The organism is Acinetobacter sp. SWAC5, assembly GCF_003419885.1.
GTDB lineage: Bacteria > Pseudomonadota > Gammaproteobacteria > Pseudomonadales > Moraxellaceae > Acinetobacter > Acinetobacter cumulans.
Map to the genome: position 1 here is coordinate 1 of NZ_QUWR01000025.1, position 26,042 is coordinate 26,042.

12 protein-coding genes and 1 tRNA gene are annotated in these 26,042 nt (G+C 41.5%); 4 read left to right on the top strand and 9 right to left on the bottom strand.

Going from position 1 to position 26,042, the window contains the following annotated elements; translation table 11 throughout:
• Positions 1-392 precede the first annotated feature (392 nt).
• The 5 genes from DYI81_RS15260 to DYI81_RS15280 form a co-directional block, all read right to left on the bottom strand.
• Complete coding sequence (locus DYI81_RS15260) at positions 393-1,973, bottom strand: NAD(P)/FAD-dependent oxidoreductase (protein ID WP_117008007.1); 1,581 nt, start codon at positions 1,971-1,973, stop codon at positions 393-395.
• 19 nt (positions 1,974-1,992) lie between these two features.
• A complete protein-coding gene (locus tag DYI81_RS15265; RefSeq protein WP_117008008.1) occupies positions 1,993-2,838 on the bottom strand; it encodes an SDR family NAD(P)-dependent oxidoreductase in 846 nt (281 codons plus the stop codon).
• A 26-nt stretch (positions 2,839-2,864) separates the two neighbouring features.
• Entirely contained in the window at positions 2,865-3,821 is a 957-nt protein-coding gene (locus tag DYI81_RS15270; protein ID WP_117008009.1) for a metal-dependent hydrolase, read from the bottom strand.
• Between the two features lie 219 nt (positions 3,822-4,040).
• Positions 4,041-5,510, bottom strand: coding sequence for a VWA domain-containing protein (locus DYI81_RS15275; protein ID WP_117008010.1), 1,470 nt, complete (start codon positions 5,508-5,510; stop codon positions 4,041-4,043).
• Positions 5,498-7,000: an AAA family ATPase gene (locus DYI81_RS15280; protein WP_117008011.1), complete on the bottom strand. Its 1,503-nt coding sequence runs from the start codon at positions 6,998-7,000 to the stop codon at positions 5,498-5,500. Before DYI81_RS15280 ends, DYI81_RS15275 begins: the two co-directional genes overlap by 13 nt.
• Positions 7,001-7,133: 133 nt before the next feature.
• Between DYI81_RS15280 and DYI81_RS15285 the strand changes: the two genes are divergently transcribed.
• Positions 7,134-7,622 carry a hypothetical protein gene (locus tag DYI81_RS15285; RefSeq protein WP_117008012.1) on the top strand — a complete coding sequence of 163 codons (489 nt, stop codon included), beginning with the start codon at positions 7,134-7,136 and terminating at the stop codon, positions 7,620-7,622.
• A gap of 394 nt (positions 7,623-8,016) precedes the next feature.
• Positions 8,017-9,642: an NAD+ synthase gene (locus DYI81_RS15290; RefSeq protein WP_117008013.1), complete on the top strand. Its 1,626-nt coding sequence runs from the start codon at positions 8,017-8,019 to the stop codon at positions 9,640-9,642.
• A 207-nt stretch (positions 9,643-9,849) separates the two neighbouring features.
• Here the strand turns inward: DYI81_RS15290 and DYI81_RS15295 are convergent.
• Positions 9,850-9,926 (bottom strand) — tRNA-Met (locus DYI81_RS15295).
• A 182-nt stretch (positions 9,927-10,108) separates the two neighbouring features.
• Between DYI81_RS15295 and DYI81_RS15300 the strand changes: the two genes are divergently transcribed.
• Positions 10,109-10,510: a hypothetical protein gene (locus tag DYI81_RS15300; RefSeq protein WP_106985736.1), complete on the top strand. Its 402-nt coding sequence runs from the start codon at positions 10,109-10,111 to the stop codon at positions 10,508-10,510.
• A 293-nt stretch (positions 10,511-10,803) separates the two neighbouring features.
• On the top strand, positions 10,804-11,244 hold the full coding sequence (locus DYI81_RS15305; RefSeq protein ID WP_106985737.1) for a universal stress protein: 441 nt from the start codon (positions 10,804-10,806) through the stop codon (positions 11,242-11,244).
• A 102-nt stretch (positions 11,245-11,346) separates the two neighbouring features.
• Here DYI81_RS15305 and DYI81_RS15310 read toward each other — a convergent pair whose 3' ends face one another.
• From DYI81_RS15310 to DYI81_RS15320, 3 genes are all read right to left on the bottom strand, one after another.
• A complete protein-coding gene (locus DYI81_RS15310) occupies positions 11,347-11,667 on the bottom strand; it encodes an MGMT family protein (RefSeq protein WP_117008024.1) in 321 nt (106 codons plus the stop codon).
• Between the two features lie 84 nt (positions 11,668-11,751).
• The gene (locus DYI81_RS15315; RefSeq protein ID WP_117008014.1) at positions 11,752-24,009 is read right to left on the bottom strand and encodes a BapA/Bap/LapF family large adhesin; all 12,258 of its coding nucleotides are present in this window, start codon (positions 24,007-24,009) and stop codon (positions 11,752-11,754) included.
• A 447-nt stretch (positions 24,010-24,456) separates the two neighbouring features.
• The gene (locus tag DYI81_RS15320) at positions 24,457-25,956 is read right to left on the bottom strand and encodes a cation:proton antiporter (RefSeq protein WP_117008015.1); all 1,500 of its coding nucleotides are present in this window, start codon (positions 25,954-25,956) and stop codon (positions 24,457-24,459) included.
• Between the last annotated feature and the right edge of the window lie 86 nt (positions 25,957-26,042).

The following is a 26,042-nucleotide window of genomic DNA, read 5'->3' on the forward strand; positions in this document are numbered from 1 at the left end:
ACGGATGAATATATTTCAGAAATCACTCAACGCTTGAATCATCGGCCAAGAAAAAGACTCGGCTTTAAAAGTCCGAGTCAGGTATTATGGCAACAACATGGTGTTGCACTTCAAATGCTAATCTAAGTATCTAAACAATTAAATCTGTATATTGCTTTTTAAGTCACTCCAATGATATGCCTACGCGCTCATATCAGCGCAACCACAAACATTTTAAGATTCCCCACGCACAATCCTCATTAGCTAGCTTAGGCAGGCGTTTAAGACGTTTTAAGTACTCGGCATATTCAAGCGGAATCAAAAAAAGCTAAATTCTATCGAAGCACCCATTCAAACGATAAATAAAAAAGCCTGAGATATCCCCAGGCTTTTAATGAAATCTATTTTTAGCTTTAAGCAACATCATAACGCGATAAATCGAGCTTCTGTAGGCGTGTTTTTAGCTCAGTTAAGGACCATGGCCATGCAGCAAAGTTTCGGCCATTTTGATCTAAATAATAACTTGAGCAACCGCCTGCATTAAATACGGTTTTATGCAGATTGGCTTGTAACTTCACATTATGGTAACGCAATACATCTGGCTTAATTGAGATTTGCTTTAAGCCCTGCTGTTTCATTTGAAGTAGCCCATCCACAATGTATTGAATCTGTGCTTCTGCAATACCAATAAATGAATCGTAAACCAAAATATTTGGCCCTAGCACCAAAAATGCATTCGGTACTTTTTCAATGCTCGCCCCCAAATACGCCTCAGGAGAACTGTCTTTCCAACGATCCGACAGTCGAATACCGTCCGTATCCCATACTCGCTGACCAATAGGCGGATGAGCCACTTCAAAGCCCGTACCCAGTAAGATTACATCCACTTTAAAGCGCTCACCGTTGGCTGCAATGACGGTATTTCCGTCTATTTCAACTAAACCATGCGGCACCAATTTAACATTGTCTTGTTGCAATGCAGGATAATAGTTATTGGCAAATAAAAGTCGCTTACAGCCAATCGAGAAATTGGGGGTTACGGCTTCTCTGAGTGTGTCATCTTTAATTTGCAATTTTAACAATTGACGACTGAGGTAATTCGCAGGCTCTAAAAAATTAGGATGACGTAAACCAAAGTTAATGCCATTTAAAATCTGCGCCACACTACCACGCCAGATTTGCTGAATGGCAGGGAATCGCTCGACCAATGCTTTGGTTTTATTGCCCAGCGGCATGTCTGCTTTTGGCAATACCCAAGGGGCTGTACGCTGAAATACCACCAACGCTTTGGCCAAAGGCTGTACTTGCGGAATAAATTGGATTGCAGAAGCGCCAGTGCCAATCACCGCAATACGCTTACCTTTTAGGTCATAATCATGATTCCAGCGCGCAGAATGAAACATTTCACCCTTAAAGCTTTCAATACCTTTAATTTTTGGTAAAGATGGCTCTGTAATCGGGCCAGTGCTAAAAATCACAGTTTTTGCTCGATATGCACCTTGTGAGGTTTCCAAATTCCACACATGCGCTTTTGCATCCCATTTTGCATCTAGCAGTTCATGCTTAAACTGAATTTTATCTTGTAGCTTAAATTTCGTTACCACATCTTCTAAGTAACTTAAAATTTCAGGTTGTTTGGCAAACAAATGACTCCATTGATGACTCGGTGCAAATGAAAATGAATACAGTGCTGAAGGAACATCACAGCCACAGCCTGGATAATTATTATCACGCCATGTTCCACCCACACGGTCTGCTTTTTCGAGCACAAGATAATTGTCATAGCCTGCTTGTTGCATTTTATGTGCAGCGACAATTCCTGAAATTCCCGCGCCAATCACAATTGTGTCGTAAGTATGCAGTACTTTTTCAACTGCTTTTTTTGTAGCTTTAGCGCTACCAGTCTTCGCCACTGTCTTTGTACTCACTTGTATTGAATCGCCTTGCTCAGATACGGCCTGAGATTCATCTGCTAGATCTAATTGTGTTTCCATATTCATTTTCTTCACTTTTTTATTTGGTCAAATTACTAAAAATGGGATAACCCAAACCTAAAAGCTTGACGTACAAACTTGGTGAAGCACGTTTTAACCACCAAAATAACTTCGCATCAGGTTGCGGAATGGTATACAGCTTGCCTGCATCTAACTGATTCAATGTTTTCGCTGCAACCGCCTCACTGGTGGTAAAAGCATGTTGCATCAATAATTTATCGGCCATACCCGAATAACGACTCGGTAAACGGCCATTTTTCATAATATTGGTTGGAACCAAGGTAGGACAAAGCACATTCACGCGAATGTTTGAAGCACGTAGCTCAGAAGCTAAGGTTTCAGACAATGCCAACACACTCGATTTGGTCACGTTATAAGCAGTCATTTCGGGAGCTGCGGTATAACCTGCTGCAGATGCCACATTAATAATTGCACCAAAACCCTGCTGCTTAAACTTCGGCACAAAATAATGGCAACCATGAATCACCCCCCATAAGTTGACATGCATACACCACTGCCAATCCTCAAGAGAAACCTCTTCAAACTTACCACCCAAGCCCACGCCCGCATTGTTAATTAACAAACTTACAGGGTGTCCAAGCAAAGCTTCAGCTTCTGATGCCAAATCCTGCACAGACTCTTTATTTCCCACATCGCACTGTACAGCATAAGCTTGTTGACCTGTTTTGCTACGGATCTGCTCTACTGTTTCTTGCGCTGCCTCTAAGTTAATATCTGCACATACAATTTGACCACCGCGCTGTGCCAGCTCAAGTGCAAAACTACGTCCAATACCACTTCCTGCACCTGTTACAACTGCGTATGCTTGGTGACTTGGCTTTTTCTTTTGACTAAATAATCCCATCGATATTTCCTTATCTCAATCTGTACTTACACACGCAACGCTGGCGTAAATTCTTTGGTGAAATACGGCGTTAACACCCCTGTTTCTGGGTTTAATAAACGATCTTTGTAATATTCTAAAAACACCGAGGTATCGTGATCATTCGGGTGAAAGCTTGGTCGTAAATAATCAAAAATATGTCCAATACTGCTACCATAAACCCCGTCTTTTAAGCCAAAGATCAACTGGAAACTACGCGGTACATCTTTCCAATAACTCAGACTGATTAAGTTTGATGGCTTGCGGTAAAACGGTACAAAGAAAGCACCGACTGAGATTAAGCCGAGAATCGTGATCAGGGCTGGAAAAAAGCCAGCCACACGCAATGCATAATTGCTGGATAAGACCTGAAACACATCAAAGGCAATATCTTTATGCTCTGATTCTTCTAGCATGTGCCACATCCAAATGGCACGTTGCTTCTCATCACTCGATCTAAAAAATAGCTCTTCATGATTCATCATGTACTCAGCCAATACCGCTGTAAAATGCTCAATTGCAGCCATCAATGACAGCTTCATTGGTTGTGGTAAGCGTTCAAAACCATAAGCAAAGACATAATGTTCTAATTTACGAAAAATCGTCACAGGTAAGCCACGTTGTAAATAAGCTTCGTTCAGCTCTTCATGCATTTTTGAATGTATAGCTTCTTGACCAATGAGTGAGGTCACGCGTTGCTTGAGCACAGGGTCTTGAATGAAATCACGGTGAAATCGCGCGGTATCAATCACAAGGTCTTCACCGCGAGTCAAAAAAATTGATAATGAGGCAAAATAAGCGCTGGCCAATTCTGCATTCATATAAAATTTTTCATCGACTTTTTGAGGCTCAAAATCAAATTTCATGTGACGAATTGGCACAACATTCGATTGGCTATTTTCATCAAATATAGGAGTGGTAAATACCTTAGACAGTGCTTTTTTAATTGGGCTAATCATTTGCATAATGCTTACTCTTTTTTATTCGCATCCGATCTGCGAAATACGCCAATGTGGTGTACGCAATACACCAACCGATGTAAAAAAAGTAAGCCAACTGGCTATGCAATCCATTTGCAAAAATCGTCTTTAGATTGGCATTTTTTACCTATCTCGACGCATGTCTAACAATTTTTTCAATTATTTTTCTTTAAAAACCATTTTCTTATCAGTTCAGGTCACGCCCTATTTTAAAGGTATCTCTCGTACTGACTTGTTAGGAAGCTCAATCACCTTGCCAGTTGCCGACTGATAAATCCATTGATGATCAAATAAACCCTGATCTAAATGATCAAATCTAAAATTACCAATAGCCACAGCATAAAAGCCTGTACCTTGCTGTTTATGTTGTTCAATGCTTTGCATCAGCTCTACACCCAACTGCCCCATAATAAAGTCTGAAATCACTACAATATCCGCTTGGCGGAAGGTGGGCTGTTCTAGCATATCTACTGCATGTTGCATGGCTGGAATAATGTCGGTGCCCCCGTGAAAAGATTGGCTTAAAAACTCAATCACATCATCAAGCGCCTGCCCTTTTTTTAACTGAATAGCCGTCAAATGGGTCGAGAAGTTAATTAAATACATGGGACGTTTTTCACGCAGTGCTTGTATAGATAAATACAAACACATCGCTTTCGAAATCAGTTCAGGCTGACCATGCATAGACCCACTGGTGTCTAGACAGACAATCATCGGACCTTTTTTACCCACGGGCTTTTGCTTCGGTTTTGCATCATGAAAAATTCGACTGGCTTGCTGTCCTTGCAAATGAAAACTACTGATATTGGATTCAAGATATTTTAAATCAAATAGAATCTGCAAATCAGGATCTGCCAACAAAGCCAGTTCATTCGGCAGTGCCCACGACAGCTCTCGACCTAATTGTATACCTGCAATTTCATCTGAAGCCTGCTGAACAACAGCACTATCAGGCTGGTTATGCCACTGTGTCGCAATACGCTTACGTGCAAAGTGTGTCGGCTGTGCTGAACCAATCAGCTTACACAAACGTTGCAAAGCAACATCACTGGCTAAGTATTCACTCCATTCTGCAAATTTTTCAACCGCTTGTGGGCTCAGTTTCCCACTGGAATAATCAATAAAAATACCCGTATCTGCACCTAAGCTATCTTGATGTTTCGACATTTTTTGTAAGGACAACAAAAAGTCCTGAATATCTTGTAAAAATGCATCACGCATCAGCGCCAATTGTTCAAATTCCCAATGTGCAATCGCCTCAGTTAACTTACGTTGCCACTTATCTTTCAATATTTGAAAATGCAGTTGCCTACGATTGTCATTCAGTGGTTCATCTGCATAGTGCCATGCATCTAAAAGCGGTGTGTCCTGCAAACGTTCCGTCATGGCCTGATACTGTTGTTGCATCTGCTTGAATTGCGTGGCACTCACTTCTGGCTGTGCCATCCAAAACTCAAACTGTTGTACTTCAGCCAAATAAGGATGTTGCGTGTCTAAATTATTTTTAGCCTGATAAGCCCATTCATGCACACGCTCATCTAACTTTTGTGCCACTTTACGATCATCTAGCCAATGCTTAACACTCGATTGCCCAAGCTCACTATAGAGCTGATCCGTTAAACGCTGAATAGAAGCATGCGTTTGCCGTGCCGATGCTGTTTTTAGCGCTGGCATAACTGTTCCAAACGTACACAATCCTGTTGTTGGATTTGATACAGCGCTTCTCTTGCTTGCATGCCTTGAGCCAATTTTTCTGCCTGCGCAGGCAACACAAATATTGATTGCAAGGCTTGTTGCTCATGTGCAAAAGCCTGCGCTTGTTGCATAGCATCTTGTTGTAGTTTCGCTGTGAGCTGTTTAATCTGTGCTTTCAATTGCACCACTTGTGCATCATCTACCACATTGCGCAGACTGCCTTTTGGATATTTAATATAAGGCGTCACCACTTCTTCCAAACCATAGTAGCCACCCTTTAAGGTACAACGACGACCACCGTTATAATTGCACACAATACCGCGCACTTCTTCACCAGTAACATCTACAGCAAAAAAGTCTTTATTGGTGCCCATTTTATCCAGTGCCAAATACAAAGTTCGATCTTTATAATGTTCATCTAAATTCATCGTGACACGCAAATATTCAGTATCGGCAATGAGATAACTTTCATACACGTCGTCGGTATAGTAAAAGGCATTTAAAATGTCTTGTTCTAACTGTTCTTTTTCTACAATTAATTCATCCAATGCTGAGGCATATTTCAGACCAAACTCTAAAATTGATTCCTCGACAATTTGAGCAATAAGTTCAATTTCCTCGGGTTGAGTCCATAAACAATGCTGCAAGATAAACAAATCATTTAGCGCAACTTGACTGCGTTGGTCTAAAAAAGCGGCAGCCTTAACCAAATATGCCACACGTTGCCAACGTCGATCGGACACATAAATATCAAGCTCATCCAGATTCAGCGCTAAACGTTGTTTAATTTCATCAAACACAGCTAAAACAGCATCAGGTAACTGCACTGCATAGATCTGTATACGCCACTCATCAAGCTCGTGCTTTTTAATCTTAAGTGCACTGTCGACTTCTGGCTTTGCCATTACAGGCTTGGCTTGCAACAAGGCATGAAAATGATTGACCTGCTGTATTGGAGGCACCACCAAACGCAAAATAAAACGATCATAAAGTGCATCAAGTCCCTGATCGCTTTCTGGAATTTCGTTTGAAGCGCTCATGAGGACTTTTAATGGTACGTGTTGAATCATGTCACCATTTTTAAAACTATGTTCGTTCACCAAAGTCAGTAAGGTATTCAAAATCGCAGGGCTGGCTTTCCAAATTTCATCTAAAAATGCAAATTCAGCACGTGGCAAATAATGCTCGGTTTTACGAATATATTGATCTTCTTTCAGTGCCTTAATTGACACAGGACCAAAAATTTCTTCAGGCGTGCTAAAGCGATTCATTAAATATTCAAAATATTCTGTAATTTCAAATGCGCTCGACACACGGCGCGAAATCAAGCTTTTGGCTGTACCGGGTGGACCATATAAAAAGGTATTTAAACCCGCCACACCTGCAAGCAAACCCAGGGCAATAATCTGTTCACGCTCATACATGTGCTCACTCATGGCAGAAATGAGAGTGTGAATACGTTTTTTCATAGTGCTTAAAACCTGAGTGAGACCACACTATTGTAACTTTCATGTTCTAGAGATGAAACCTTCTGCGGTCTACACTTGAAAAGCCACACCACAGACTGCTATTAATAACCACAGTGTATTACTCGATTTAACTATGTTGCCTATACTGTCTGTGCTCCTGCCCTTTTTAAAACTCGATCAATTTAAGTGCCGACAGTTAACGCCAGCAGAAGTTCAACTGTGCCAAAGCGTATTTGGTGACTTAATTGATTACAGCCAAGTGCGCATCATGAATCAGTTGTTTGTCCCTTGGCAAAGCCCTTGGGTCGTGATGGCACCTTGTGGTGATATTCATGCACATAATCGGCATTATAAAGCTGACTATAGCCAAGCCAGCCTAGCGTACCAAGCACTGTTTATTCATGAAATGACGCATATTTATCAATTCCAGCAAGGCATCAATGTTTTACTCCGCGGTGCCTTGTTGCAAACGGCTTATTTTCTCTCTGCACGAAAATACAATCCCTATGCTTACCGCTTTAAAGCCAACAAAGCCTTTACTTGCTATAATATTGAACAACAAGGTGATATTGCGCGAGATATTTTCTTAAAGAAAATCCCAAATATTATTCTTCAACCATAATGAACGGTTTTATATCATTAATTTTATTTATAATAATGAAATATAAAGTGATTTAAAAAATATACTATTATTAAACTTCATAAATACACAAATACCCTCCGCATATTTAGCAAAAATTAACCTTTAAAATCTCCAAAAACTCACATTTATAGGACAAGCTACAAGCTTTGAGCTTGAAATGATATAAATAGCCCCTAGTATCTATGTTAAATTCAGCTAAAATAGCTGAGACTTAATTTATGCGTCGCCAGTAATTTTCAAGCACACATTTATATGTCAATTTTCGCATTTAAGTTCGTTGTTTATTAATCCGCAAATACACTCCACTGGATTATTATAATAAAAATATCAGTAATTTAAGTGTATTCACCTATAGGAATAGGATTTAGTTGGAATGAATAGTTTTAAAATTGCACTTGCTCAATTCTCTCCACATATTGGAAATATAGAAGCTAATACTGCAAAAATGCTCGAGCAAGCAAATGAAGCTAAAAAACAAAATGCCGATATTATTGTTTTCCCAGAACTTTCAACGCTAGGTTATCCTGCTGAAGATTTATTGCTACGCCCTAGCTTAAATAAACGCACTAAACTCGCTTTTGATCAATTAGCAGAAATTAAAGATATCGTTTTGGTTTTTGGCTTCGTCAACACGACTGAAGATGGCCACCGCTATAACTCAGCTGCCGTTATGAAAGACGGTCAAGTTTTGGGTGTATATAACAAACAAAATTTACCAAACTATAGCGTATTTGATGAAAAACGTTATTTCAGCGAAGGACATCAACACCTTGTGTTTGAATACTTTGGCCATAAATTTGGTATTTTAATTTGTGAAGACGTATGGTCTTTACCAACAGTCCAGCAGCTGGCTCAACTCAACGTAGAAACTGTACTGGTATTAAATGCCTCACCGTATGAAGTAGGTAAACCACAGCATCGTGTTGAAACCATGAGTGCTTTGGCTAAACAATTGCACATTAACTTGGTGTACTGTAACCAAGTCGGTGGACAAGATGACCTCGTCTTTGACGGTACAAGCTTTGTGATGAACAAAGATGGTCAAGTTGCACTACAAGCACCAAGCTTTAAAGAAGAGCTGTACATTGCAGAATACGATGGCGCACAAAAAACCTTTAAAGCGGGTTCAATTACTCCTGTACTTGAAACCATGGCTGAAATTTACCAAAGCCTTGTACTTGCAACACGCGACTATGTACAACGCTCTGGTTTTAAAGGTGTAATTCTTGGCCTATCGGGCGGTATTGACTCAGCTTTAACGTTGGCGATTGCTGCTGATGCCATTGGCGCAGACAAAGTACAAGCCGTAATGATGCCGTATACCTATACTGCACAAATCAGTGTGGAAGATGCTGCTGAACAAGCGAAAAATATGGGTGTGACCTTTGGTATTGCCGAAATCAATCCAATTGTGAACAGCTTTATGCAAACGCTCTATCCTTTCTTTGGCAATGCACCAGCAGATGCTACAGAGGAAAACTTGCAAGCGCGTTCACGCGGTACGCTATTAATGGCGCTTTCAAACAAATTTGGCAACTTGGTACTGTCTACAGGTAACAAATCTGAATTGTCCGTGGGTTATTGCACGCTTTATGGCGATATGGTCGGTGGCTTTGCGGTATTAAAAGACGTATACAAAACCATCGTGTTTGAATTGGCTAAATACCGTAACAGCATTGCAGAATCCCCTGTTATTCCTGAACGTGTAATTACGCGCCCACCATCAGCAGAATTGCGTCCAGATCAAACCGATCAAGACTCTTTACCTGCTTATGATGTATTGGATGCGATTTTGTATGCTTACATTGAAGAAGACATGAGCCAAGATGATATTGTTGCCAAAGGCTTTGATGCTGAAGTGGTTGCAAAAATCATTCGCTTAGTCGATTTCAATGAATACAAACGCCGTCAAGGTGCGATTGGCCCACGTATTAGCTCACGCGCATTTAGCCGTGAACGCCGTTACCCAATCGTTAATGGCTGGAAACCAGGCATCTAATTAAATACAGCAGATGCGCAATATAAAAAAGCCCAAACTTAGTGTTTGGGCTTTTTTTAGATCTGAACTCAGTTAAATTTAAACCGAAGTACAACAGCATTATCTATTGAGATAAATACAGAATTTTCATTTTATTTGTGCTGAATTATTTATACTTTTTTAAAGCACAAAAAAAAGAGACCAAGCTGAGAGCTTGGTCTATAAAAATGGTGGCTATGACGAGACTTGAACTTGTGACCCCCGCATTATGAGTGCGGTGCTCTAACCAACTGAGCTACATAGCCGTAAACTGTGTGGGCATTATCTAAATTTAGCCCCCCAGCGTCAAGCATTTTTATTCGCAAATGTTTAGTGTTTAATCAAATGTGATTGTTTCAGCCAAAAAACAAACAAATTCAACAGTATTTAGTATTTTTTTCACGTATTTTTATCCTTAATTCCTTTTAAATCCGCTGAGGGCCACAGTATGCAGCAAAAAATTTTCATCCTGCTCTTGAGCATGTGCTTATTTACAGGCTGTCAAATCATCTCGCCTATTTTTGTCGATTACAACGGTGTACGCCGTGATGTTGCACAGTGGATCAACCATCACAGCTTCCTCAGCATGCAACAAAAACGCAGTATGGCGCAATTGAGTCGTGCACAACAAAAAATCGTGCGCTTTGCTGATTTAAATACAGAGCAACAATTAGAATTGGCACGTGAAAATCAAATTGCATTAAGCTGTGCTTCGCAAAGATTAAGCCAAAAGCAAATTCAACAGCTTCAGCAACAAATTTTTGGTGAAAAAACTGCAAAAGTACTTCTCAGCTATGCGCAATTGGCACCCAAAATTAAACTCGATGCCACACAAATTCAGTGTGACTAATCGTCCATTACATTTTCAGCCTCAAGCTTAAGTTTGAGGCTAATTTTTTTATTCTCTTTATCTTCCAGCGCTAAGTTTTTATTTTAATTTTTTTAAATAACAAGATATTTCTAATTCAACCCAAAATCATCCACAAGCATCTGTTTACACATCATTTTTTAACTCATCAATAATAATTATCCCTATGTATTTACTAGGTTTTATTTTATTTAAAACTTAGGTATGCTCAATTAATAAGCTTTAAAACCATTTTAATTTCTCTATAAATTTATATTTAGATCAGGAGTATTCACATGACTTTTCAGAATATCTTAGTTCCTGTAGACGGTTCAGAAACTTCTTATGCCGCAGTAGATAAAGCCATCGAAATTGCACAAGCATTTAAAAGTAAAATTACGGTGGTTCAAGTCCTCACTTTAGACCCATATATTGCAGCAGAATATATTAGCGCGTCGCAAACGAATGAATTAATTGAGCGCGCACGTGTTTCAATTCAAGCCACACTCAATGAAGCCTTGGCTAAATTTGAAGGCACAGGCCTGAACGTTGAATCAAAACTTCTTGAAGGGCAAGTTGTGCATAGTGAAATTGCGAAAGCTGCAGATGAAATCCAGGCGGATCTGATTATTATTGGCTCACATGGGCGTACTGGTCTGAAAAAATTCTTCTTAGGCAGTGTTGCACAAAGTGTGTTGGGTTCTGCTCAAGCACCTGTTCTTATTGTTCGTAAGTAATCTGTCGCACTTGAAAGCTTAGCTTAGATCTTCACGATTTTTTTTGCTTTCAAGAACGCTTTAATGACACTAAAACCTCTTCAATTTTTTGAAGAGGTTTTTTTATAGTTGCCATTGGTATTTTTTTAAATTCACCCGCCCCTCAATAACAGTTACACCTTCTTGCAATAACAATTGCTGTTGTTTATTCATACCCTGTGCATTTAGCTCAACAACACTAAAACGCCCTTGTGCATTAATTACCCGATGCCATGGAATAGCTTGTTCATTGTCTAGGTATTTTAAAACCCGCCCTACCATCCGTGCATGTTTAGGTAAGCCTGCAAGCTTCGCAACCTGACCATAAGTTGCAACTTTGCCATACGGAATCAGTTTCACCACATTTAAAATTTGTATAGCTAACTCAGCGTTTGGATTTGGCATTTTGAATGACTCAAGCATAAAAAAAGAGAGCCCGAGGGCCCTCTTTTATTGTTAATTATTTAAACTATTTAGACAATTGCTAGATCAATGGTAGATCAAGTGATTGTTGTCTAAAAGTTCTTGTAATGTAACATCTGTATTTTTCAAAGTAAGCAATTCTGTCTTACCGTTGAATGTACTGCCTTGACCATCACGATCGATACTAATAATCGTATTACCATGACCGTCTTTCGCCACAGATACGTAGTTACCAATATTAGAAGCCGTTACATTTTGACCTTGTAACAATGCGCTGATATCGATCTTGTCGCCATCTGCTTTCTTGAAGTCTGTCCAAGTGTCATGACCATTACCACCTGTTGCTTCAGCAGTATTCAACAACTTGAAGATTACGGTATCTGCACCTGCATTGGTTGTATAGACATCATTACCTACAGAACTTGTAATTACATCATTACCAATACTTGTGTTGTACTCAAAACCTGTTTCAACGTTGAGGTGAGCCACTGAAACATCACCATTTGGCGCAACCAATTTATATGTAAATTGATCACCAGTACCCACCTTGAATGCTGAGTCTGTCACGCTGTATGTGTAGCTACCGTCAGCTTTAATGTTCAAGTCGCCGTGTGCACCTTTAACCGTAACACCCGTAGTGGTCACAGCAGTATAGGTTTGACCACCATCTTGCGAGATATACAGGTCTGTATATTTCGAAGCAAGTACATCTACACCATGGCCATCATTATCTGTAAGTAGATTACCAGTGGTTTTCGTTGCAAGTGATTTCGCAGTGAAGTCATCAAGATCAATCACACTACGTGTAATTGAAGCATTTACACTACCGCCAACACTGACTAAGCCAGAGTTAGTCACAATCTCAATAGTGTACGTACCTGCTTTCAGACCTGGAATGCTGAGTGAATTACCATTTGGTAAGATGCCAATCACGTCAACCAATGTACCTGCATTTGTTGATGCAACGATTTTACCAGTAGTATCTTTCACATTCACACTTGTACTACCAAGTAGTGATACCAGCTGTGCAGAACCAAAATTGATATTTACATTTTCAATTGTGCCTTTCGCTACAGTAATGTCAGTACTGCCACTCGTTTTACCAATTGCAACACCAAAGAGACCGATAAGCCAACTATAGCTAATTGATTTAGCAGCACCTACACTCACCGCATTTGTAGCTTGTACCCCAATGGTATCCGTATTGTCTGTTGCAACAACTGTTGTTGCATCATTTTTCGGATTTGCTGCATCCCATTTCACAGCAAGATCACCCGCTGTACCAATGTGAATAATGAGGCTCGCAGTATCTGATTTACCTGTAACTGGATCAGTTACTGTATAGCTAAATACTTCAGACTTACCAATATTCGTTACATTTTCAGTCGGTTTATAGGTGTACGAGCCATCTTTAGCAATGATCAGTGTACCGTGGTCACCTGTAATCACTGTAGTACCTGAAGCATTTACAGCTTTGCCATTTACTGTCGTTACAGTTGTACCTGCTGGAACATTGTCTTTACCGTAAATACCATCAGCATCTGTAATCACGTTACCAGACTTATTGGTTACACCTGAAACCACTGGGTCTTTCGCTGTATCAAATACTTGAAGTGATAAGCCAGCGCTAATTGAAGTACCAACACCAATTAATGATCCACCTGAGAATGCAAATTTATATTCACCTGGAAGTAGGTTTTTCACTTGTATTTGTGTGCTTTCACCAAAAATACCTAGTAAGTCAAATAAACCAGCATCCTTATTGGTACCTACAAGTACATCTACACCATTCACAACTTTATAAAGCTTCATTTCAGCTTGGTCGAACAAGTTAATGAGTGATTTTGTTGTTACGGTAATTGTTGCGTTTGCAACTTCGTTATCACCAACGACGAAACCACCAGTAAATGTTTTTTCACCAATATTGAAACCAACAAACTTATTAAATAGCTCAGAAGTACGTGTTGCCAGTACAGGATATTCAAAGTTAATGCCTGCATCGACTAGGTTATCTACCGCATCCACAGTAATGTTTGGTGCTTTAGAACCTGTTTTACCAGATTCACCACCTGCATCACTCGCACTGACTAGAAGTGTTTGACCATCTGTATATGATGTTGGCAATTTAATGCTGTAGTTACCATTTGCATCTGAATTACCTTGTGCAATTACAGTCTTACCATCTGGTGCATAGACTTTAATCACAGAGTTCGCTTCTGCTGTACCTGTTACAGTATCGCCTTTTGCATTAATCGTTGCAGTAGGTGCAGCTGGTGCATACAAGTCTGGTGCAGTTGCAGGAGTCGCAAGCGATTCACCACCTGGATCTTTCGCTGTAACTTTCACAGCTTCACCATCCACCAATGCTGGGTTGAGCGGCACTGTATATTTGCCATCTGCGCCTGCTACTGCAGTACCAATCACAGTTGTGCCTTTACTACCACCATACACTTGTACGATTGCATTTGGCTCAGTTACACCTGTTACTGATTTACCATCTGTAGCAACTTGTGCAGTTGGTGCATCTGGTGCATATAAGTCTGGTGCAGCTGCTGTTACTGGTACAGATTCACCACCTGGATCTTTGGCGGTCACTTTAACTGTTTCGCCATCTACCTGAGCTGGATTCAATGTAACTGAGTACTGACCAGAAGCATCTACAGTACCTGTACCCAAGACAGTTTTTCCGTCTTCTGTATATACCGTAATCGATGAACCTGGCTGTGCTTTACCAGTTACAAATGCACCCGTTTGACTATCAACTTGTGCAGTCAAAATGCTTGGTACAGAAGAATCTACCAATGCATCTGTTGCAGAACCTACATTACCTGCTTTATCCGTTGCAGTTGCAGTGTATGTACCTTCTGCTGCTGTCGCTGGAACAGTCGCTGTATATGTACCATCTGGATTAACCGTTACAGGAACATTATTGCCTGCTGGGTCTTTCACAGTCACTGTGGCACCTGCTTCAGTTTTACCTGTCACTGTTGCCGTACCATCTGAGTTCGAAACCACATCGATGCTTACAACTGGAGCAACATTATCATCCAACACATCAGTTGCTGTGCTTGGATTACCTGCTTTATCCGTTGCAGTGACAGTATATGTACCTTCTGCTGCTGGTGCTGGAACTGTTGCTGTGTACGTACCGTCTGGGTTAACCGTTACAGGAACATTATTGCCTGCTGGGTCCTTCACAGTCACTGTTGCACCTGGTTCTGTTTTACCTGTAATGCTCGCAGTACCGTCTGCATTTGGTGTGATGTCTACCGTTACTTGTGGACCAATATTGTCATCAAGTACATCGGTTGCAGTACCAGTATTACCTGCTTTATCCGTTGCCGTTGCAGTATATGTACCTTCTGCAGCTGGTGCTGGAACTGTCGCAGTGAACGTACCATCTAGATTAACTGTTACAGGAACGTTGTTACCTGCTGGATCTTTCACAGTTACCGTTGCACCTGGTTCTGTTTTACCTGTAATGCTCGCAGTACCGTCTGCATTTGGTGTTACATCCAAGCTCACAATCGTTGGTGCAACATTATCTACAAGTACATCTGTACCTGTACCGACATTGCCAGCTTTATCCGTTGCAGTTGCAGTGTATGTACCTTCTGCTGCTGGTGCTGGAACTGTTGCTGTGTAAGTACCATCTGGATTAACCGTTACAGGAACATTGTTACCTGCAGGGTCTTTCACAGTCACTGTTGCGCCTGGTTCAGTTTTACCTGTAATGCTCGCAGTACCATCTGCATTTGGCGTTACGTCTACAGTCACAACTGGAGCTACATTGTCGTCAAGTACAGCGTTAGATGTTGCAGTATTGCCCGCAGCATCTTTTGCAGTTGCTGTATATGTACCTTCCGCTGCTGGTGCAGCTGCAACCGCGCTAAATGTACCGTCTGGATTAACAGTTACTTTCAGATCATTACCATTTGGATCTTTCACAGTCACTGTCGCGCCAGGCTCAGACTTACCAGTAATAGTTGCTGTACCATCTGGATTTGCTGTCACAGTCAATGCGTCAAGTTGTGCAACGGTATCCACAGTTACATTTGTTGAATCTGGATCACTCAAGTTACCTGCGCGATCTTTCGCGACTGCTTCAACTTTATAAGTACCATCTGCAAGATTTGGTGCTGTATATGTCCAGCTACCATCTGCCGCAACTACTGCAGCACCAGATGCAAGAACTTTACCAGCTGCATCTTTAACCGTTACAGTTACAGTCGCATTCGCTTCAGTTTTACCTGAGAAGCTTGGTGTTGCATCACTCACGACACCTGAATCATCAATGTCAATTGTTGGTTTAACTGTATCAACAATAAACTTGATGTTTGCAGGCGCACTTGTCACACCATAAGCATCTTTTGAAATTGCTTCTAAGCGGAATTGACCATCTGCAAGAGGTTTAGACGGTGTAAATGACCAACGGCCTGTTGATGTATTTAATGTCGCTAAACCTGACTCAACAATTTTATCCGAGCTGTCATAAATGTTGATTTTCACTTCCACACTGTTCACAGATGAACCGTTGAAAGTTTGTTTAGGGTTATTGGTTGCTGGAGGTAATGGCTCTGCTGCAAGCAATGAGCGTGCTGCAAATTTCATTACCGGTGCAGCAGCTGGTGCTGCGAAGAAATCGAATGGATCAATTTCTACTGTTGGCAGTGTAATATCACCTTTCACAGTCGTACCAGTACCAGCGTTGCCAGCTTTATCTGTATACGTACCATTGCCAATTGACACTTCAACTGTTTGAACTGCTGCCGAACCGCTCACCTTAATTTGTGCAGTCCACTGTGTTTCAGAAACCTGCACAAGGTTGTTTAATGTACCGCCTGCTACAGTGATATCAGATGCATCGAAGCCAGTTACAGCCTCGCTGAAGTTAATCACCGTCACACCATTCACATCAAATGAAACTGTCACACTTGGTGCTGTGGTATCAATACTTGGTACGCTGATATTGTCTGCTTTTGAACCAATACCGTTGTTACCTGCAAGGTCTGTGAATGAGTTGTCTGCAACAGTAACTGTAACTAGACCAGGTGCACCTGTGTTGCCATCAGCAACCACTTTGCCTGTCCAAGAACCGTCTGCTTGTTGAGTTAAGCCACTTACTGTACCGCCAGTTACTTTCACATCAGATGCATCGAAACCTTTAACCGTTTCGCTGAAGCTGATTTTCAAGTTGCCATTTGCATCTAGGGTTGTCGTAGATGTTGGCGCAGTGGTATCAAAACCTGGAACAGTTTGACTACCTGTTGCCAATTGGCCTGGGTTACCTGCGACATCTGAGTATGAACCCGCTGGTATCGAGATATCGACCTTACCTGGTGCACCCACTGGATCATTCGATACAACTTGACCTTTCCAAGTACCATCTGGCTGTTGAGTCAAGCCACTCACTGTACCGCCTGCTACAACCAAGTCAGATGGAGTGAAGTCTTTTACTGGCTCGCTAAATGTAATTGTCACTTCGCCTGCTGGCGTAATCACAATCGCTGCTGTTGGTGCAGTTGTATCAACACTTGCAATATTGTTAGATGCGCTATTGCCTTTACCATTATTGCCAGCAAGGTCTGTATAAGAGTTATCTGCAACACTCACAGTAACAGCACCTAGCGCACCTGTGTTGCCATCAGCAACCACTTTGCCTGTCCAAGAACCGTCTGCCTGTTGAGTTAAGCCACTCACTGTACCGCCAGTTACTTTCACATCAGATGCATCAAAACCTTTAACCGTTTCGCTGAATGTGATCTTCAAGTTGCCGTTGGCATCTAGTGTCACTGTTGAAGTTGGTGCTGTGGTATCAATACTTGGTACAGATTGTGATTGGTTCGCAACAGTACCAGGGTTACCTGCATTGTCAGTATATGAACCAGCTGGGATGGTTAAATCTACTTTACCCACGGCACCTGTATTGCCATCAGCAACCACTTTACCTGTCCATGAACCGTCTGGCTGTTGAGTTAAGCCACTCACCGTACCGCCAGTCACTTTCACATCAGTTGGATCGAAGCCTTTTACTGGCTCGCTAAATGTAATTGTTACTTCACCCGCTGGCGTAATCACAATCGTTGCTGTCGGTGCAGTTGTATCGACACTTGGTACGCTGATATTTTCAGCTTTCGAACCAATACCGTTGTTACCTGCAAGGTCTGTGAATGAGTTGTCTGCAACAGTAACTGTAACTAGACCAGATGCACCTGTGTTGCCATCAGCAACCACTTTGCCTGTCCAAGAACCGTCTGCTTGTTGAGTTAAGCCACTTACTGTACCGCCAGTTACTTTCACATCAGATGCATCAAAACCTTTAACCGTTTCGCTGAATGTGATCTTCAAGTTGCCGTTTGCATCTAGTGTCACTGTTGAAGTCGGCGCTGTGGTATCAATACTTGGTACAGATTGTGATTGGTTCGCAACAGTACCAGGGTTACCTGCATTGTCAGTATATGAACCAGCTGGGATGGTTAAATCTACTTTACCCACGGCACCTGTATTGCCATCAGCAACCACTTTACCTGTCCATGAACCGTCTGGCTGTTGAGTTAAGCCACTCACCGTACCGCCAGTCACTTTCACATCAGTTGGATCGAAGCCTTTTACTGGCTCGCTAAATGTAATTGTTACCTCACCCGCTGGCGTAATCACAATCGTTGCTGTCGGTGCAGTTGTATCTAGACTTGGTACGCTGATATTTTCAGCCTTAGAACCAATACCGTTGTTACCTGCAAGGTCTGTGAATGAGTTGTCTGCAACAGTAACTGTAACTAGACCTGGTGCACCTGTGTTGCCATCAGCAACCACTTTGCCTGTCCAAGAACCGTCTGCCTGTTGAGTTAAGCCACTCACTGTACCGCCAGTTACTTTCACATCAGATGCATCGAAACCTTTAACCGTTTCGCTGAATGTGATTTTCAAGTTGCCATTTGCATCTAGGGTTGTCGTAGATGTTGGCGCAGTTGTATCGATACTTGGCACACTGATATTTTCAACTTTTGAACCTTTACCGTTATTACCTGCAAGGTCTGTATATGAGTTGTCTGCAACAGTAACTGTGACTAGACCTGGTGCACCTGTGTTGCCATCTGCTGCAACTTTAGCTGTCCAAGAACCGTCAGCCTGTTGAGTTAAGCCACTCACTGTACCACCTGTCACTTTCACATCAGATGCATCGAAGCCTTTGATTGCTTCGCTGAACGTGATCTTCAAGTTGCCATTCGCATCTAGAGTCATCGTAGACGTTGGTGCCGTAGTATCGAAACCTGGAACAGATTGACTAGCTGTTGCTGGTTGACCTGGATTACCTGCATTGTCTGTGTATGAACCCGCTGGAATCGTAATATCTACTTGACCTGGTGCGCCTGTTGGATCATTCGACACGACTTGACCTTTCCAAGTACCATCTGGCTGTTGAACCAAACCAGTGACAGAACCACCCGCTACAACCAAGTCAGATGGAGTGAAGTCTTTTACTGGCTCGCTGAAGCTGATCGTTACTTCGCCCGCTGGCGTAATCACAATCGTTGCTGTCGGCGCGGTCGTATCTACACTCGCAATATCATCTGTTGCGCTATTGCCTTTACCATTATTACCTGCAAGGTCGGTATAAGAATTGTCTGCAACACTCACAGTCACTTTACCCAATGCACCTGTGTTGCCATCTGCAACGACTTTACCAGTCCAAGAGCCATCTGGCTGTTGTGTTAAGCCACTTACTGTGCCGCCAGCTACTTTCACATCAGATGCATCGAAACCTTTAACCGCTTCGCTGAATGTGATTTTTAAATTGCCGTTTGCATCGAGTGTCACTGTTGAAGTCGGCGCTGTGGTATCAATACTTGGTACATTTTCAATTGCAAATCCACCATTACCTGGGTTATTTGCCACGTCTGTATAAGAGCCTGCACCAATCGAAACAACTACATTTCCTGGAGCACCTGTCGCACCATTTGCTGCGACTTGACCCGTCCACGTGCCATCTGGTTGTTCAGTTAAATTCACCAATTTACCGCCAGTCACTTTCACATCAGTCGCATCAAAGCCTTTTACTGGCTCGCTGAAGCTGATTGTTACTTCGCCTGCTGGAGTCAACGTAATTGTTGGCGTTGGCGCTGTAGTATCGATGCTTGGTACAGATTGTGATTGAGTTGCAGCAGCACCAGGATTATTAGCCAAGTCTGTATATGAGCCAGCTGGGATGGTTAAATCTACGTTTGCTGACGCACCCGTGTTGCCATTTGCAACAACGTGACCTGTCCAAGTACCATCTGCTTGTTGTGTTAAGCCTTGCAATGTACCACCAGTCACTTTGACATCAGATGCATCAAAGCCTTTTACTGGCTCGCTAAAACTAATTGTCACATCACCAGCAGGTGAAATCACAATCGTCGCTGCAGGCGGTGTGGTATCAACGCTAACTACATCCATACCAAGAACGCTCGAACCTTTACCTGCGTTACCCGCTGTATCTGTATATGAGCTATCAGCAATAATTACATCTATTTTGCCACTCGCGCCTGTGGTTCCATTCGCAACAACTTGGCCTTTCCAAGAACCATCCGCTTGTTGTGTTAAGTTAAGCAGTGTACCGCCATTCACTGTCACATCTGACTTATCAAAACCTTTTACAGCTTCGCTGAAGGTGATAACAACTTCGCCTGTAGAGCTGACTGTAAGTGTAGATTTTGGTGCTGCTGTATCAATCTTAGCTGTTGCACTATCTTCTGCACTAATGTTGCCTGCTTTGTCTTTTGCTGTTGCAGATACAACATAGTCACCATCTGTAAGCGATGTTTTAACGGTATATGACCATTTACCATCAGAAGCAACTGTTGCGATACCTGTCTCAATAACTTTGCCAGTCGCATCAGCAACTTTTACAGTCACTGTAGATGTAGGTTCATTTACTTTACCTTTCACATCAGGTGTTGCGTCATTGGTTAAACCAACATCATCCACCTCAACCACAGGTGCTTGAATATCAACAATAAATGCTTTCGCAGCTGGCGCACTTTGGTTACCTGCAGCATCTTTAGAAATTGCTTGAAGCATGTAATAGCCTTCAGCCAAGTCATGAGATGGTGTGTAAGTCCACTTACCTGTAGCTGTGTCTAATTTTGCTAAGCCCGAATCAATATTTTTACCTGATTCATCTTGTAGATAAATCATGACTTCAACACTCTTCGTCGAATTGCCAGAGAATGTTGGTTTTACTTGATTGGTTTGTGGTAACGATGCTGATGTTGTACTTGCAACACTCATTAGCATACGTGCTGAAGCAGCACCAAATAGATTATCAATGTCTACTGTTGGTGGAACAGTATCAATTTTCAAACCTGTATCAATGGCAATATCAGGGTTACCTGCAGCATCTTTTGCAGTCGCTTCAACTTTATAAGAACCATCTGCTAGCGGTTTATTTGGTGTAAATGTCCAATTGCCACTGCCATCAACTTGCGCATTACCAGAGTCAATGACATTACCTGCTGCATCTTTTACTTCTACAGTAACTGTTGCACCCGCTTCGGCTGTGCCTTTAATGATTGGTGACGTAGCATTCGTCAAACCTAATACATCAATCGTCACTGTTGGTGGAGTTGTATCTACAACCAAACCTTTGTCTGTTGCAGTAGCTGGGTTGCCTGCAGCATCTTTTGCAGTTGCATCAACAGTGTATGCACCATCTGGAAGTGTTTTAGATGGCGTATAAGTCCAGTTGCCGTTCGCATCTACAGTTGCAGGACCAGAATCTACAACCTTACCTGTCGAATCTTTAACTTCAACAGTGACCGTTGCACCTTTTTCTGTTGTGCCTTTTACTGTTGGAGTTGCATCATTGGTTAAAACCAAATGATCAATAGTCACTGCTGGTAAAGTAGTGTCTACAATTAAACCCGTCGCAGTCGCATTTGCTTTCGTGTTGGCAACATTTACGGCTTCAACTGCAACTGTATAGTTTCCTTCAGCAAGTGCAGTAGATGGTGTAAATGTCCAATTACCATTTGAATCCACTGTCGCTGGGCCTGTAGCCACAACTTTACCAGTCGAGTCCTTCACTTCAACTGTTACTGTTGCACCAACAGCTGTTTTACCAGAAATATCTGGTGTTGTATCTTGCGTTGGTTTTAATGGATCAATCGATACAGTAAGTGCAGATGTATTCACATCTAAGCCTTGCTCTGTTGCTGTTGAAGGATTGCCCGCAGGATCTTTTGCAGTTGCATCAACCGTATATGGACCTTCTGGAAGTGGGTTTGCAGGTGTATACGACCAGTTGCCATTGCCATCTACAGTTGCTGGACCAGACTCTACAACTTTGCCAGTTGGGTCTTTAATTTCAACATTAACAGTTGCACCAGGCTCAGTTTTACCTGAAATCGTTGGTGTATTGTCATTGGTTGGAGCAAGTGGATTAATGCTAATTGTTGGTGCTTGCGTATCAACAGCTAAGCCTTTGTCTGTTGCAGTTGCTGGATTGCCTGCAGCATCTTTTGCAGTTGCATCAACAGTATACGCGCCATCTGGTAGTGTTGTAGATGGTGTGTACGACCAGTTGCCATTGCTATCTACAGTTGCAGGACCAGACTCTACAACTTTACCTGTTGCATCTTTAATTTCTACATTAACAGTTGCGCCCGCTTCAGTTTTACCTGAAACAGTCGGTGTCGTGTCGTTGGTTGGTGCAAGTGGGTTAATGCTAATTGTTGGTGCTTGCGTATCTACAGATAAGCCTTTGTCTGTCGCAGTCGATGGATTACCTGCAGCATCTTTTGCAGTCGCATCAACAGTATATGCGCCATCTGGTAGTGTTGTAGATGGTGTGTATGACCAGTTGCCATTGCTATCTACAGTTGCTGGGCCAGAATCTACAACTTTACCTGTCGAGTCTTTAACTTCAACAGTAACTGTTGCGCCTGGCTCAGTTTTACCTGTCACCGTTGGTGTCGTGTCATTGGTTGGTTTAAGCGGATCAATGCTAATTACAGGTAAAGATGAATCTACATCTAAGCCTTTATCAGTTACAGTTTTATCATTACCAGCTGGATCTTTTGCAGTAACTTCAACCTCATACGGACCTTCTGGAAGCGGTTTAGATGGTGTATAAGTCCAATCACCATTACCATCTACAGTGCCTTTACCTGAATCAACAATGTTGCCATCTTTGTCTTTAATGACTACATCAACAGAAGCATCAGGATCTGTTTTACCAGTGATCGTTGGTGTTGAGTCACCCGTTGGTTTTAACGGATCAATCGTAATTGTAGGATCAGTCGTATCTACAACCAAACCACCTTTATCTTGTGTGCTTTCATTGCCTGCAGGGTCTTTCGCAGTCACTTCAACTTTGTATTCGCCTTCTGGCAAAGGTTTTGATGGAGTGTAATTCCAGTTGCCTTGGTCATCTACATTTGCTTTACCACTGTCAACCACATTGCCATTTTTATCTTTAATTACAACGTCAATTTCAGCTTTTGGCTCGTTGGTTTTACCGCTAATCGTAGGGGTCGTATCGTTGGTATCGCCCAAATCATTAATGCTAACAGTCGGATCTTGAGTATCAACTGTGAAATTTAAAGCATCCGATTTAGGACCTTCAACACCATCCACTGTCTGTGTTGCAGAAATTGAATGGTCGCCATCTGTCAATTCTTTAGGAAGTTTAACGCTCCAGCTACCATCTGCTTTTGCGACAGTTTCTGCAACTAGCTGGTTACCGTCATAAACTTTAATTGTCGCGCCTGGTTCAGCACCTGTACCTGAGACAACAGGTGTTTTGTCATTTGTTGCGCTACCCGCTGTAAGTTGGCCAGTTTTAGGCTCAACGTTATCAGTCACAACCAATGTACTTAATTTTTTAACAGGGCTTGGCGTACCATCATTGTTATTTGATGAACCATTATTAACTGCAGCACCTACTGCACCAACACCAGCAGCACCCAATGCCCAAGGTAAAATTGCACCAACCAAAGAATCTTTATACAGTAAAGGCTCAATTTCTGCTAAAGGTTGATATTGGATCACGTCTGCAATCGCGCCATTTGCATCCGTAAATTTAGCCCAAAACAAACCGCCATCATCGCTTTCAAAAACCAGACTGTTATCTGGTTTGTCACCAGCAAAATAATTTTCAATAACAATAGTTTCACCGCTTTTTAGCATGATTACTGCATTGTTGCCATCTCGCGTAATTGAAGCCACATCCTCTTTCGGGACCTTAACTACAACAACTGAGTTTTGTGTAAGTCCAACACGGTTCGAATCGACTTGTTCTAGAACCTGATGACTTTCCTTCGAAATAACAGAAATTTGCGTCATAGCGTGACCCTCAATATGTGTTATGTATGTTTCTGTTTTAGATTAGTTTTGCAATGTGTTGTTTTTTTAACTTTTTCATTAAAATACAACCCATTAGAAACTCTATTTTTAATAATGTGTTTTATATCACATTTTGCTTTTTTTTTGCACAATTGCTTGAAAAATATTGTTTAATTGCCATGTCTACACTCCTAAAACTGTAATATAACCATTAAATAACAACAACTTATTTTTTGTGACATGAGTCACATTTTTTTTGTAACCGAATTTCCAGCTTTTTACTTAAAAATAGAAAGCCATATACCAAGTTTCCGTCAAATGGTTATAAATTAATACTTTACATAAATAATAAAAAAGCCAAATAAAGTTATACTTTATTTGGCTTTCGCAATTCTTATACAGGTTAAATGTATAAGATAAATATCAGAGTAAAATTTGTACTAATCCTTAGAAGTTATCTGGGTTTTCTAAGCGTTTTACTTCTTGTACACGCTCAGGGTTATGTACCGCAGCTACACCATCCTCAGCCTTTTCATCAATCAATGCTTCTGGCTTATACACGGTAATCGTTTCATTACCTAATGCATCCTCACCCACCACATATTGAAAACCTTTACGGTTCATTTTATGGCACATCCGTTGATACCAACCTTTAAAGCCTTGGGTTTCTTCATCGGGATTATGATAAAAAGCATTCATGACCGCAGGCAGGCCTAAACCGCAGACCAAACCAGATAACAGCACCACAATAAAGGTATACCCAATTAAAATACTGCTATATTCACTTAACTGAGGCACGTTCGCGACCGCCAAAATTAAGGCAAGCGAAATCCCACCACGCACCCCACCCCAAGACAATATGGCCAAACTACCGTTGTAACTCTTTTTGCGAAAACTTGGGAAAAAGGCAAAGGAAAGATAATTGGCAGCAAAGCGTGAAGCATGCAAAATTAAGAAGGCAACAATCCCGCCCAAAATTAAGCTAATACTGAGATCTAAAATAAAAAGCTCTAAACCGATAAGCGTAAATAAAAAGGAGTTAATAATCCCTTCAACTGTATGCCAAAAATGATTCACTTCACGGATTTCACGTGCTTCTAAAATCTCTTTCCAGCGGTTACCCACAATTAAGCCACCAATCACACATGCAATAGGTGCAGAAGCGTGAGCAAACAATGCAACTAAATACGAACCACAGGCCAATAAGGCCGTAGTCAAAATCAGCGACTCCATCTCATGCTTACCACGTAAAATACGCAATATGGCTTGACCAAAACCCCAGCCAATAATAATAGCTACGACAATTTCATAAAGTAAGGTTTTTAAAATGCCATACAATGTGACGTGCGCACCCTGCAGTACATTTAACAAGGTCATAAATAAGGCAATACACATTGCATCGTTAAATAGTGACTCACCTTCCAACTTAACAATTAAATGATGGGGAGCACGTACAGAACTTAATACGCCTTTAATCCCGATTGGATCCGTCGCCCCCAAAGCAGCACCAAGCAATAACAGCACCAGTAAATCAACATGCTGTCCAATTAAAAATTGGTAACCATACAGCGCCATCCCAAAGAACGTGGCACACAAAACCAGCGCAATACTGGCCAAAATACTAATAGGTTTCCAATGGCTACGTAAATCTGAGACCTTAAATTTCAACGCGGAAGACGTCAAAATAAAACAGATCACACCATTAATTAAAAAGTCATAAAAATCAATATGTCGAACTGCTTCCTCAATATTATGAATATTGATGACCACAAATTGATTACCATTCAGCAGGCTTGCGCCCCACTGTAAAATAAAGACAAAAATTGCTGAAACAATAGGCACACCAATGGCTTGTGGAAAGCCCAAGATCCGCTTATTAAAAATTGTAGTTGCAATTGAGAGTGCAAAAATTACAGTAAATACCTGTAAGAAAAAAAAGTTTCCCATTCCTCATCCAATTCTTTGAGCCTGAGTGCTAATGAGCAAATTCAAATTATATATTTAAATAAAAAATACCTAACAGCAACTCATTT